At 39.5% G+C, this 13,898-nt stretch carries 10 protein-coding genes; 1 reads left to right on the plus strand and 9 read right to left on the minus strand.

Going from position 1 to position 13,898, the window contains the following annotated elements:
* Nucleotides 1–122: 122 nt before the first annotated feature.
* From ACESSZ_RS12030 to ACESSZ_RS12065, 8 genes are all read right to left on the minus strand, one after another.
* Nucleotides 123–725 (minus strand): hypothetical protein, encoded by a 603-nt coding sequence (locus ACESSZ_RS12030; RefSeq protein WP_008686953.1) that lies wholly within the window; start codon nt 723–725, stop codon nt 123–125.
* Nucleotides 726–1,013: 288 nt separating this feature from the next.
* Nucleotides 1,014–1,700: a PAQR family membrane homeostasis protein TrhA gene (trhA, locus tag ACESSZ_RS12035; RefSeq protein ID WP_008686952.1), complete on the minus strand. Its 687-nt coding sequence runs from the start codon at nt 1,698–1,700 to the stop codon at nt 1,014–1,016.
* Nucleotides 1,701–1,748: 48 nt separating this feature from the next.
* Nucleotides 1,749–5,504 (minus strand): Ig-like domain-containing protein, encoded by a 3,756-nt coding sequence (locus ACESSZ_RS12040; protein WP_226896760.1) that lies wholly within the window; start codon nt 5,502–5,504, stop codon nt 1,749–1,751.
* A 29-nt stretch (nt 5,505–5,533) separates the two neighbouring features.
* Complete coding sequence (locus ACESSZ_RS12045) at nt 5,534–5,953, minus strand: hypothetical protein (RefSeq protein ID WP_008686948.1); 420 nt, start codon at nt 5,951–5,953, stop codon at nt 5,534–5,536.
* Nucleotides 5,928–7,601, minus strand: a complete 1,674-nt coding sequence (locus tag ACESSZ_RS12050) for a serine/threonine protein kinase (protein ID WP_008686946.1) — start codon at nt 7,599–7,601, stop codon at nt 5,928–5,930. The genes ACESSZ_RS12045 and ACESSZ_RS12050 overlap by 26 nt, the downstream gene beginning before the upstream one ends.
* Before the next feature lie 162 nt (nt 7,602–7,763).
* Nucleotides 7,764–8,279, minus strand: coding sequence for a transcription repressor NadR (locus ACESSZ_RS12055; protein ID WP_008686944.1), 516 nt, complete (start codon nt 8,277–8,279; stop codon nt 7,764–7,766).
* A 15-nt stretch (nt 8,280–8,294) separates the two neighbouring features.
* Entirely contained in the window at nt 8,295–9,119 is an 825-nt protein-coding gene (locus tag ACESSZ_RS12060; protein ID WP_008686942.1) for an HAD family hydrolase, read from the minus strand.
* A gap of 43 nt (nt 9,120–9,162) precedes the next feature.
* Entirely contained in the window at nt 9,163–9,993 is an 831-nt protein-coding gene (locus tag ACESSZ_RS12065; RefSeq protein WP_008686941.1) for a Cof-type HAD-IIB family hydrolase, read from the minus strand.
* 146 nt (nt 9,994–10,139) lie between these two features.
* Here ACESSZ_RS12065 and ACESSZ_RS12070 point away from each other — a divergent pair, with 146 nt between their 5' ends.
* Entirely contained in the window at nt 10,140–12,038 is a 1,899-nt protein-coding gene (locus ACESSZ_RS12070) for a DUF5696 domain-containing protein (protein ID WP_331866843.1), read from the plus strand.
* A 399-nt stretch (nt 12,039–12,437) separates the two neighbouring features.
* Here ACESSZ_RS12070 and ACESSZ_RS12075 read toward each other — a convergent pair whose 3' ends face one another.
* Nucleotides 12,438–13,817 carry a sodium-dependent transporter gene (locus ACESSZ_RS12075; RefSeq protein WP_008686936.1) on the minus strand — a complete coding sequence of 460 codons (1,380 nt, stop codon included), beginning with the start codon at nt 13,815–13,817 and terminating at the stop codon, nt 12,438–12,440.
* Nucleotides 13,818–13,898: the final 81 nt, after the last annotated feature.

The following is a 13,898-nucleotide window of genomic DNA, read 5'->3' on the forward strand; positions in this document are numbered from 1 at the left end:
AAAGGAGTTTTATTTTTAAAGGCTCATCGCTAAAGCTCTACGGAACCCCCAGACTATCTGGGGGTTTTCTCATACAAGAAAAAGATTTGCTAGCACATATGCTTACAAATCTTATTTTACGTTTATGCTTTGGATGTTGTCTGTAATGCTTTTTCTTTACCAAATTTTAAATCTGCTTCCTTTACATTTGCTACAGCTGCAATGCTTCTGTTTTTAATAAGTACCTTCCAAACCGCAATGCTCAATACCATATCCACACAACTATGAACAATGGTTCCTACCCCTACTAATCCCATGACCATATACATAAAGTCAACCGTAGGATCACCAACATAAATAGGCAATACAATAGCAACCTCAAAGATACCGTGAAGAAGTGCTACCCCCAACATATACAACAGGCTCTTCCAAACATTATTTAAGGTTTCTGGATGCTTCTTTAAATAATAGGCACCAGCGAAAGCCCATACCACATGACTGAAAGCACGTAAAACAACCGGCATAGGAAAGCCATACAGCAAAAAGCCTAACGTTGTTCCACAAGCGGTAGCAACAGCGACAAATGGTGAAACAAACATTGCAATCATGATTGCAACATGGCTTGCCAGGGTAAAAGACATTGGCTCTAAAATGACTTTAATTGGTGAGATGATTGGTATCAAAATACCTACGGCAATCAATAGTGCCGATAACACCATTGTATGAATTTTATTACTTTGACTCATTTTCATTTCCTCCCAAATCTTGTTTACATGTGTCAAGACACATGTTATGACTATTATACTCCTGATGTTTAATTTGTCAAAGTCTTTTTCGCTTTTTCTTACATCCTAAAGGAAAACCTCTCTCATATTTCCATACGCCGATACCTAACCCATACGACTTGCTATCAATAAAGAGGAATCATAGAGTATACAATAGCACATGTAGGACAATCCCTGCTTCTTTTCACCAAAAGGTGCTTTTATCCATCAACCATAAGAAAAAAGACGATACACTGCGTATCGCCTGATTCATAAATATAGAAACAAATAAATGCCCAACCAGTGTAGGATGGCACCGCCTAACACGAATAGATGCCAAATAAAATGACTTCCTTTCCCATGTTTCGCAAAAGGAATCATCCCAATGGTATACACAATGCCACCGCCTAAGATCATCCAAAGCAGGTTTTGATTGTCTTTCCACAAACCGGGCAGAAACACCAAACCACTCCAACCAATCACAAAATATAACGTAAAATGTAACGCCGGCCACTTACCGGGTCCGAAAATAAGGATCATAATGATACCAAACAGGATGAGCAGCCACTGTATGATAAAAAAGCTAATTCCTAACGCATCGCCGCGATACACAAGTAAGATCGGCGCAAAGGTTCCTCCGATCAATAAATAAATGGAGGTGTAATCAAAACGTCGCCACAGATGTTTCACTTTTGATTCACTCTTAAAAGAATGGTATAGGCAGCTCATCAACATCATAAGAAACATACTAATGCCATAAATCAAAGCAGCCACGCATTTATTCATCGTATCCGCCTTTATCAGTAACATCACCATAGCGATAAGAGCAAATAAAGCGCCTGCCCCATGCGTGATGGCATTTCCTACCTCTTCCAAGATACTAAGCTTGGGTGGTTTATTTTTTTCGTAGAGCTGTTGTTTACGCTCTTCCTTTGTGAGCAAAGATTGCTTTTTCAAAATATCCCTTCTTACCGTTCAAGTATAGCACAAATTTAAGAACTTGTCTTATCGTGCATGCTTTCTTCTCTTATAGATATATGCGACACTTCCAACCAGAATGATGCCGGCGAACACATATCCATAAGGTTGGCCATTTGGTGTTTGAAGCGTATAAGAAGGATGGGGCAGTATGGTGATATCCTCACAGGAAATAGTTTGTATATTTCCCGCAGCATCTTCTGCGTACACATTCACCTGCTGAGGCAAAGAACTTTGATAAAGCATAAACGTATACATATCTTCCTTCTTTTCATACGCAAGTGCTTTTCCATTTACAAGAATTGTCACTTTCTTCAGCTGCATATTATCGCGTATGAATACCTGAACCTTACGCTTGTTTGCATCATAGCGTGTATGTGCATTAAGATTCATAAAATCAATTTGCGGTGCATTTTGATCCATCATAAACTTTACGATGGCATGTTTTGTATAAGCCGTATTATCATTTGCATTGCCCGCAGCATCCTTTGATAATAAATATACTTGATAACGGCCATTCTTTTGAAATAGCTTTTTAGGCAAATGATACGTATATTGATACCAATTGCCTTTGTTTTTCACAACCGTATATTCTTCTTTCTTTAGCTTTTGCACACTGCCATTCACACTAAGAAACACCTGTTGTTCAAGTAAGCGCGTAACATTGCTTTCTGTTATTTCAATAGCAAATGGATGACGATAATAAGCATTGGAAACCTTTGGCAGCTCATAGACAGAGCCAAAGCGATTCACACTGAATGTCAGTGTTTTTTCACTCTGATTTCCAGCACGATCTTTTGCCTTTACAGATACTGTATAAATACCATCAAATGTACGCTGAAAGGGGATGGAGGAAAATTGATATCGTAATTGTTTTCCCTGTTCTTTTACCTGATAAGCCAGCTTAGTCTTTGTTTGATTGGCACAAGTCAATGACACAGATACCAAATGTCGGTCAATAGCGGCATCGCGACAGATAATTACTGGCTTTACCATACCTTGGTAAGCTGTATTGGCGGTAACTCCCATGATTTCAATCTGAGGTTTTTGTGTATCAATAGTAAATGGCAAGATGGATATACTTTCACTTTTCTGCCCTGCTTTATCTTCTGCTTGCACCTGTAATTCATAAGTGCCATCTACGACAAAATCCAAATGAGTAAAATATCCATCTTTTCCTTTCTTCCATGGGGTTGGTTTAGGGAATTGCAGAAGTCTTTCTTGCTGTTTTGCGACTCCGTCTATCTTCATGCGTGCCGCATCAAAATGTGTCTCATCCACCTGAATGGTAATCCGTTGAGGCTGATGAAAAAATCCTTTTGTATTTCCACTATCCAAACGATCAATGGTTACTAGAGGTGGTTTGGTGTCAATCGTGAAGATGGTGTGTTGCTTTTTTGATGCCAGTTTTCCTGCATCATATGCCTGTAAAGCAAGCGCATAGGTTCCATCCTTTTGAAAAGAAAGTCTTGCTTCATAAATATCCTTAGATACTTTTTGCCAATGCAGATCCATTTGGATTTGCTTATGATCTTTTTGTATGTTAAGATCTACACCTTTTTCGATAAAGTTTTGTTCCTGTATTTGTAGGATCGCCGTCCGCTTTGTAAAATAACCGTTATCTGCACCTTCCTCTTTCTGATCTTCAAACAACAGGTTTACATTAGGAGCCATTGTATCCTTACAAAACGAAATGTGTACTGTATCTGTGCGATTGTGCCAATCCATCAGCACGACTTCCAACGTTGAATGATTACCTTTGGATGTGACAGCGATATCTGTTTCTAAAGAGGTAATAAGATTATGATTGACACCGGTAATATGAAAACTTTGTTCATCCTGTTTCAGCTTTTGATCTATCTGATATGCCTGTTTTGGCTGTAAATCACATAGGAGCTGATGCGTGTTTTCTTCATCGCCAAGCAAACGCCACGACACTTTTTGAATACCACTGTCTTTATCCTGCATTCGCAAATGAATGGTAATCGGCGCGGATTTTGTATATAAAGGCAAGCCTTCTATATCTTGATAAGGGGTATGGGGCAACTGATAAGAAAGATGTGGGTTAAGCTGATGACGTATGACAATTCCTTGGCTATGCACATACGCCTGGTGATTGCTTGCTTTGGAAGAATGATGACAATAATCTTGCGTCATCGCATACAGCCAGCCGCTAAAACCATCATCTAGTGGTATTGACAATCCTCCATGATCATCTGTTACATCCTTATGTATGTCACTTTTTACGCCCATAGCATCTATGGTATACCATTGAATAAAGGCAATACCACTGCTGGCTTCCCCATCCAGTGCTTGCACATAAACCGATAAAGGCTCCTCATAAAAAAGTTCTAATTGTGTTTTTGCTACCGGCTTATGCGTTTGTCCCTGTAAACGAAAAAAGGCAATGGTAGGGCGCTGATCATCTACATAACACGTATAACTTGTTTTGCTTATATTCCCCGCATGATCACTTCCTTCTACATAAAAGAAACAGGCGCCGTCTTTACGATATTGTAAAGGAATATCCGAAGTGCTAACCTTCATATGAAATTCCTCTTTGCGTTCATCATCCCATTGTTGTTTCTTCAAAAGATGATGTTGTTTGGTATAAATGCGCACCTCATAAATTCCTGAGAGTGTATCTGTTCCTTGTATGGTAATCGGGACATGTTGATCTAGCCATATCACATCTTTATTCGCATATTGATGAGCAGTCGTAAGATCAGCACTTATATGCAACTGCATTGCCTGCTTTTCTAACAGGATATCATTGTGCGCAGCCTTTATATTAGAATTCTCTCTAGAAATTGGGATAACATCACTGCAATTGCCAACGGCATCTTCCAAGCTAAAAGAAATTGTCCCCTGCGCTTTTACCATTTCCTTTGGCAGTCGTACGACAAATACAGCATCTTCTTTCTGGGGATGCTGCGCAAAGTTAAGACAATCATTTTCAATTGGCAGTCCATCACTAAACAATGTCACCTTTGCGATGCCACTTCCCTCATCCATGATCGGAATGCGTATTGCAAACTCCTTCGCAAAACATGTTTGAAATAAAGTCGTGTGGGGCCGTCTGCCATCTCCATGAGGATCATAGAGGGTTATCTTTTCCCCACTGATAAGAGTAGGTATTGTTGTATCTATGTTTTGGACCTTCACCTCATAAGGTGCACTGAGATTTCCTTGCTCATCCTTGGCATAAAAGACATAGCGTCCATTGTTTACGATTGTAAAAACCGCTTCTTTTTGGAAGGGGCCTCCTTTTTCACCATAGGTTAGCTCTTGTGAAGTATTGCTATCATCAATCGCCGTTAGGCTAATAAGAATGGGATCTTTACTAAATTGGTAAGTGGATAAGGCTGCCTTCGTAATGATAGGTGCTTGCTTATCTTTTAGCTGTAAGACATTCTTTTCCTTATGATATACATAATCGAGCTTATCCTTTTGTAAACATATGGAAAAACGGTTCATTGTTTCTTCTTGCTCATCATGATGGATAAAAACCAAAACTTCCATACCTTTTTCCATTGCTGCATCATGGATAGGAAAAACAACCTTTCCATCCTCATTACTTAGCTGTGTAAAGGTCTGCAATGTTTCCTCTTCTTCATATTGCAATGTCACCTTTTGCTTCACGATTGGATCCTTTGTTTCATAATTCTTCCAAAGCTGAATGGTGAAACAAGGAGTTTCTTCATGTGCCTTCAAAAATGAGGTAGCACCACATACTACCATACCCATTACCAATATAACCAACCATCCATACCTTTTTCTCATGACATTTTCACCTTTCTTACTTACTCTTTTCATAAGGATACCTTACCCTCACGCTCTTCTCTTTTCCCTTCTTCTATATCTTCCTTTTGTACAACTGGCAGAATACAGGTTTGCGCAAGTGCATTGCACTTTTGCTCATCCTTTGTCAGCATCGTCGTTTCCAAACATATACGTCTTTGCTCTTTGTCTGATGTGTCCGTTTGTTTCATAAACGCTTGATGATAATGTTCATCTTGTGTTTTTTTCCAAGTCTGCTGATTAGGCATTCGCCAATAAACCTGTTCCTTTTTCCTTTTCCTTTGTTGGGACAGCTGTCGTTTCATCTTCCAGCCACTAAGTTGTGATAGTGCCGTATACACAGCCCAATGATGACATAGCCAAACAAACAACAGACATCCCATGATGCCTAACATCATACAGCCATCATGCAGTCTTTCCCATCGTTCCATCCTGTTTCTCCTTTTGACATGCCACATGTATTCGTGACGTCCCTTCTTCACACATTCGTAAGATCTCTGCTTTCAGCGCTTTTGTCTTAGGTGTGGTAGTATTTAATTGCATCACCTCTTCCTTGATTGTTTTCATTCTGAATAGCATCCTCTCTTCGCTGATGCCATCACGATGTAATCCTCTAGCATAATTCACTAATAAACAGACAAACATACGATCACTTTCCAACTCGACGATTTCTGCCGGTGCTTTCATTTGATGCTGCTGATACAGGTGTTCCATATCTTGATAACACCTTTGATACATACCGGCATCTTCCACCTCTTCCATACGCAGCGTAATCGTCTGATGAAATTTTGCAATATTGCCATATGCTTGCGCCAATGCATATGCCTGCGTTTTCACATGTGTATGTACCTTTGAAAACCAAAAGTAGGCTGCCTTCATACGTGATATAGATGGTTGTGCCTCCTGTTTTGTTTCGTAATAATACCAATACAACTTGCCAATCTGAAAACACAATTCTTCATAGAAAACATCTTCATGAGAAATATAAGGCTGTATGTTTCGTTTGAAATCAACCTCTTCCAAGAAAGTAAAACAACCATCCTGTGCATAGATTGCTACTACCTGCATATAGGCTTCTTTACGATGTGGCAACTCTTTCACCGCCTGATACAATTTCTGCTTTTGTTTATCCTCCCTTTTTTCCTGTAAAGCTGCTTCAAGCAAACCTTCATATGCCTGCGCATGCAATAGATGAGCATACGCATTTGCCCAAACACCACCCCCAAAACACAGCATGCAAAACAAAAGACATATACCCGTTAAACGCAAATGCAGCTTTTGTTTATGACGATAGTGCGTATCATATTCCTGTATATGAGAGAGCGCATATTGCACCTGTAAAATCGAAGCATATCGATTTTTTGGTTCTAATTCCATGCATTTTTGCATGATGTTTTGTAATCCGCTGGAGATTGTATCTGGCAAAGCTTGCATCTCCTTATGTAAAGGGGAACGTCCACAGGCCATATGATATAAAGTTGCCCCTAAAGAATAAATATCACTGCGACAATCACTTTGTTGGTCAATAGAAAACTGTTCAGGTGAAGCATACCCTTGCGTACCTAAGACGGTTGTATCTCGATCATTGTTAATTTGATAACGACGTGCAATTCCAAAATCAATCAGACACAGCTCTCCCTTTGGTTTTACCATAATATTACCGGGTTTTAGATCTCGATAAATAATGGGCGGTGACTGTTGATGAAGATATGCTAAGATATCGCATAATGCCACCCCCCATGCAATTATTCTAGCTTGTGGCGGTGGTCCATAATCGCGTATCATGGTTTCCATCGTTTCCCCTTCGATATAATCCATGACGATGCAAACTTCCTCACTTGTTTCAACAATATCAACAATGCGCGGTAAACCGGGATGATCAAGTTCTTTTAATAGATCCGCTTCTTTTGTCCAAGCCTGCATAAGGATGGAAGAAGAACTATGAGTTCTCTTCATCACCTTAATTGCCCACATCTTATGAATGTGCAAATCCATAGCCAAGTACACTATTGACATACCGCCTTTACCGATTTCTTTTAAAATTTCATACTTATTAGCTAAACGCATCCCTTCTTTCATACCTTACACCTCTTTCTTACAAACTCCCCTTGCATATGTATATACGACATGACATCATAAAAAGCGTAAAAAAGGCCAAAAAAAAACGCGAGTTTTTATTCGCGTTGTCCTTTCTCTTCCTTTTTGATAAAAAGCAATTGTTCCTCATAAGCGTCTTATTAGCTATCGTTTATATAAAAATCCTTTTTCATCCAAACGCTGAATAATGCGTGTATAGACTTCTTCACTAGGACATTGCAGTGTATGCAAATGTAAACCATTGGTCAGATTTGATAATGGTTTTGCCCTATTTTCACAAACATTTTTATAAAACTGCTGAGCATCATAGCGAGAGGCAATATGTAACTGCCCGGATAATTGCCCATAAATCGGATGTTCGACAATTACATCAACTAGTGTTCCCCCTAAATCAATGATCGTATAGATTTCATCCATCATCTGTTCAGCCGTATGATCTACGGCAATCGTCTTTCTAATGCCACTGGCTTCTTTAACATCACATACATAACCACGCGGTGTTGCTATGATATGATGCCCTGCTGCTCTAAGCAAAGCCACATCACCGACGATGATCTGACGCGATACATGAGCAAGTGTTGCCAACGCGCTAGCTGAAACCGGTTTTTCACTTTGCTTAATATGTGTCAGAATAAGCTTTCTGCGTTCACTGGATTCCATACATCTTCCTCCTTTTCATGATGCAAAGATAAATTTTTGAATTGCTTCTGCGACAGCATCTTCATTACAATTCGCCTTGGTAACATAATCACTGATAGCTTGAATCTCTGCTACGGCATTGGCCACCGCAACTGCCACACCAGCATCCTTCAACATCGCATAATCATTCAGATTATCTCCGATTGCCATAGTATCTTCGATAGCAATTCCCAGATGTGCAGCTAATTCTCTCAAGCCCAATCCTTTATCAACACCAATGGCATTTAATTCTAAATAGCGATTACTGGAATATGATACACTGACTTTATCCTTTGTAATGGGTTTCATCTGTTTTGCTATTTGTTGTAAATATGTCATATCCGTATTTTGAAATAAGATTTTCGCAATTGGTGTATCCTTTAAAAACGCCAACGATGTCTCTTCACAAATAATACTATCCGGCTTAAACATAAACAGCCACTTCTTTTCATCTTCATTTAAATGGAAGGCATAAACATCTTTATCCGTAAACACTTGAATACAGACATTAGCTTCATAACCAAATTGAAACAGTTCACAAGCCAAAGCAAAAGGCAATGCGTGAAATTGTAACTTCTGATAATCTTTTGCAGTGCATAGGATTCCACCATTGTTACTGATGATATAGGCATCTTCTTGATCACGTAATGCTAAGGTGTCTAACACATCATCAATACAAGTATAACCGCGTCCGGTAGCAGGTACAAAGAGTACACCATATTCATCCTTTGCCCGTTGTATTGCTATCCGATTTTTCTCGGATATTTTCTTATCGCTGTTTAACAGCGTTTCATCTAAATCACATGCGATCAATTTGATCATCGTCATTCCTCCCATTTTCTATTCCCTATTATAGCACATATCCTTATGACTCTACACAAAGGGCATGCTCTTGCATCCATCTTGCGACGCCATCCTCCTCATTGCTGCCTATGACACCATCGCTTTGTTGTTTCAGTTCCTCAATAGCATTGTCAACGGCATAAGCTTCATCTGCAACCTGAAACATCGGCAAATCATTTATGGCATCACCAAAGCAGACCACATGATCAAAGCCACCAAGTTCCTTTAATTTTAAAATAGCATTCGCTTTACTAGCGGTCGCCGGCATCACTTCCAGCCAATATTCTTCTCTGCCTAGTTCTCTTTGAAAAGTAATAGTAAATGTATCTAAGGCACATAGCTGTTCGTAAATAGGTTGTAAGGCTTCTTTGTCATTGATGAAGGTCACATAGAAACTATCCCCATCCAACAGCTGTTGTGCGGATACGATTGATCGAAAGCGTTTATCATCCATACGACTGTTTCGATAATGCCAACCCCCGGGATGCAAAGTGTCCGGCAGATAGGATACACGTTCTACGCCATTGATATACGCATAGACAAAAGGATACTGCCGGTAGGCATCACCAATTCGCAAAATTTGTTCCAGCTGTTGCTTTGTAAATTCCTGCTGTGCAAGGATATGGTGATCCTTCGCATCCAATACATATACACCATTATATACAATTAGTGGAAGTTTCAGCTGTAAGCCTTTTGTGACCTTGGCTGCTGAATGTAAGGATCGTGCCGTGGCAAACGTAAATGCTACCCCTTTTTTGATTAATGTGTTTAAAATAGATAAACTCTGTTCACTGATCGAACTGTTTTCATTTAACAACGTACCATCCAAATCACTCACATATAAGACTTTCATCTTGATCTCCTGTTCTTTCTTAGCAATTAAATTCTACATTCTGCTTATAGTATAGCATTATTATATTCTCCTTGTTCAAGGAAAAATTGCAAACTTTCCTATTTCATAGTATCATAACACAGAAAAAGAAAATAGCAGGAGGACACATGAACTTACAGGCACATACCATCACCCTTACCTTACAAGAAGATACCTTACAAATATCGATTGCTTTACCACATCAACATTGGCAAAGCATTCAACAAGCCCCTTATCTCTTATATCATCAGAAAAAGTTTGCTTTTACACAAGCGACACAGATTCATCATTCTTACTGTCAAGTAGGCTTAGCAAAAGGTATTTTAAGTGATTATCAGGGCTTTTTCAATACAGATCTTCATTTTCAGACCTTGATACTTATTTCTTCATCATCCGAAATCACCTTTCACTTCCTTCCCATTAAGGATGAAGGAGTAACGGAAGTTTTTTGGCCTATGCCTTTTACATTTGATAAGGCAAGCAAGGATTGGTATACACTGCTTCCTTTACAACAGGGTTTACTGTTGCCAAATACATGGAAGAAAGAAGTATGTCAGTTACCTTTTGATGGAGCCTTTTGTTCCAGCAGTGCTTATATGCCCTGGCTTTCGCAGATTAAAGAAAACATGGGATATTTACTTATCAACGATACACCATGGGATAGTGCTTATCAAATACAGCATCCTGCACATGGTCCCTATACGCATGTTTCCATTCGCTGGCTGAGCAGTCTTGGCAAGTTGTCCTATCGCCGCAGCTTACGCATGCAGTTCTATGAACATTGTGATCATAACACCATCGCAAAGGCCTATCGCAAGGATGCCATCGCTCGCGGTTTACTTGTCACATTAAAGGAAAAAAGTATTCAACAGCCTTCCCTTGATGAATTGATTGGCGCATGTTTTCTGCATAAAGGCATACAAACACATGTCCAGCCACAATCCCGTTTTTATGATGCGAAAAAGCCGGATCGCTATGAATCCTTAACAACCTTTGCAACACGCCGACAAGAAATGATCGAATGGAAGCAGCTTGGCGTAAATAAATTATATCTGCATCTGGATGGCTGGGGCGTAGAAGGCTATGACAATGCGCATCCTTCCATATTGCCTCCCTGTGAAAAAGCCGGTGGTTGGGATGGCTTGCAAGCCTTATGCCAACAGATGAAACAGCTGCATTATGTATTCGGATTGCATGATCAATATCGTGATCATTACCATCTGGGAAAGGAATATGATCCACAAAATAGTGTACAATTACCAGACGGCAGTATCCCTTCGCATGCCTATTGGGCCGGAGGTGAACAGGATTACTTATGTGCTAGTCTGGCAAGCTCCTATGTAAAACGCAATTATGAAGCGTTATTTGCTCATGGCATTTATCCGGATGCGGTGTATTTAGATGTCTTCACCTGTAATGAACCAGATGAATGTGCTCATCCTATGCATCGTATGACACGTCGAGAATGCTTAGCATATCGCAATGCTTGCTTTGCCTGGTTGTTGTCTAAGCATATTTTGACCAGTAGTGAAGAGGTCAATGAATGGGCCTTGCCTTATCAAATTTTTGCTCATTATGGACCCTATCATTTTATGATGCATTCTCCTAAAGAAGAACGCATTGGAATCGGCGTTCCTTTGTTTAACTTAGTTTATCATGACTGTGTCTTATTGCCTTGGCCAATGGATGTTTGCCTGGATGGCGAAGATCTCATGCTGTATGCCTTATTAAACGGCGGTGCGCCGTATTTAGAAAAGGATGGTGCTTATCCTAATACAGATGGTGTATTTGATAACGAATATAAAAGCTTAACCAAGCAAGAGAAACAAGAGCGCTCTGCCATCGTAAGTGCTTTTCATACACTTGTCGCCAAGGAAGAGATGGTCTCACATGAATTTTTAGATCACGATTATAAGTGTCAAAAAACGCGCTTTGCGAATGGTTGTGAAGTTACGATTGATTTGCGTAATAATAGCTATACGCTTTCTGTTCCCGCAATGGATGACGCTAACCTTTCTAATATTTAAATGGAAATTTCCAAAAAGTAGATCCTGTATCAGTACTACTACAGAAAACTTTTTTGAAAAGACCAAATGATCTTACCCTAATTACATAGTAATGAAAAGACTTCTAGACAAGTTGCACGTGTGAGAAGTCTTTTTTATACTTTGCTTTATCTTCTTTTCTACGATCTATAAATTAAACATAAGATGGTATTCTATACGCCCTTTTTTGCCATTATCAAAAAACGCTCTTTCACCTTCTTCTGCATCCGACCAGTAAAAATCCATCTTCCAAATTAAAACAGTAAAACTTTATCTTCATCTGTATCAAACAGCAAAAAAGATTTCTTATGGAAGACTACCTAGCCAACATAAAAGAAATCTTTTAACCTATGTAATTATTATTAAGCAAGTTTCATATCGCTACATCAGCTTTAATTTATCCCAAAGCCCCAATATAAAGATAAACACGACAATGACAGGTAAAAGATAGCTGATATACCAACGCATGTTCTTTGGAAAAGGCAATCCTTCCCCCGCATTTGCCTCTTGCAGGAAATTTTTCCATCCCCAGCCAAAGCTGCGCGTACAAAAGAAGACAAATACCAAAGAACCAAGTGGCATAATAACATTCGATACTAAGAAATCCAACAGATCTAAAACGGCACTTCCTTCTCCAAAAGGCTGAAAACCGGATAAGACACTAAAGCCAATAGCACAAGGAATACTGCCCACAATCAGAATTAAGATATTTAATAAGACACTTTTCTTTCTGGTCCAGGCGAACAAATCCATGGAGAAAGAAACAATATTTTCAAATACGGCGATGATGGTCGATAAAGCCGCAAAGTTCATAAAGATGAAAAATAAAGTTCCCCATAACTGTCCATTGTCCATCACATTAAAAATATTAGGTAGTGTCACAAAAACCAAGCCGGGACCACTATCCGCAGCTACACCAAATGCCATACAGGCCGGAAAGATAATAAGCCCTGCCATGATAGCCACAAAGGTATCCAATGCCATCACTCGCACTCCTTCGCCGGTTAAAGAATGCTGTTTATCGATATAGCTGCCAAAAATAGCCATGCCTCCCATACCGATGCTTAAGGTGAAAAAGGCTTGCCCCATCGCCGCATAAATTGCATCAAACAAACCGTTTTGCAACAGCTTATCAAAATCAGGGACTAAATAAAAGGTTACACCTTCCATAGCATTCGTAAGACTCAGGGCTTTACCAACCAATAGCAACATAACGCCCAACAATAACCCCATCATTACCTTCGTAATCTTTTCTACCCCTTTTTGTAATCCCAGTGCACAAATACCACAACCAATCAGCACCACCAGAATCATCCAAAAGACAGAAGCCAAAGGATCTTGTTGTAATGTTTGAAAAGCTTCTTTTACTTGTTGTGTTGTTGCGCCATGAAATTCACCGCTCGCCATCTTGACGAAATATGCCAGCATCCATCCAGCAATCGTCGTATAGAACATTACTAATAAATAATTCCCCAGCATTGCCACATAAGAAAAGATATGCCATTTTTGTTTCGGTTTCTCTAAAATATGAAAACTGCGGGCAACACTTTTTCCTGATCCTCTCCCTACGGCATATTCCATGACGATAATAGGAAGTCCTAATATAATAAGGAAGAATAAGTATACCAACACAAAAGCTCCACCGCCATATTTTCCTACCATATAAGGAAAACGCCAAATATTACCTAATCCAATTGCACATCCCGCGGATAAAAAGATAAATCCCAAGCGGGAGGATAATTTTTCTCGTTTTGCGTCCATAAAGTTCAAGCTCCTTAATTTTTACACAAGTGCTTCCATTGTATAAAACTTTTCCCAGTAAGTCAAATACAGCAAACGTAC

This window comes from Eubacterium sp. 3_1_31 (genome assembly GCF_964249515.1).
Classification (GTDB): domain Bacteria; phylum Bacillota_I; class Bacilli_A; order Erysipelotrichales; family Erysipelotrichaceae; genus Longicatena; species Longicatena caecimuris.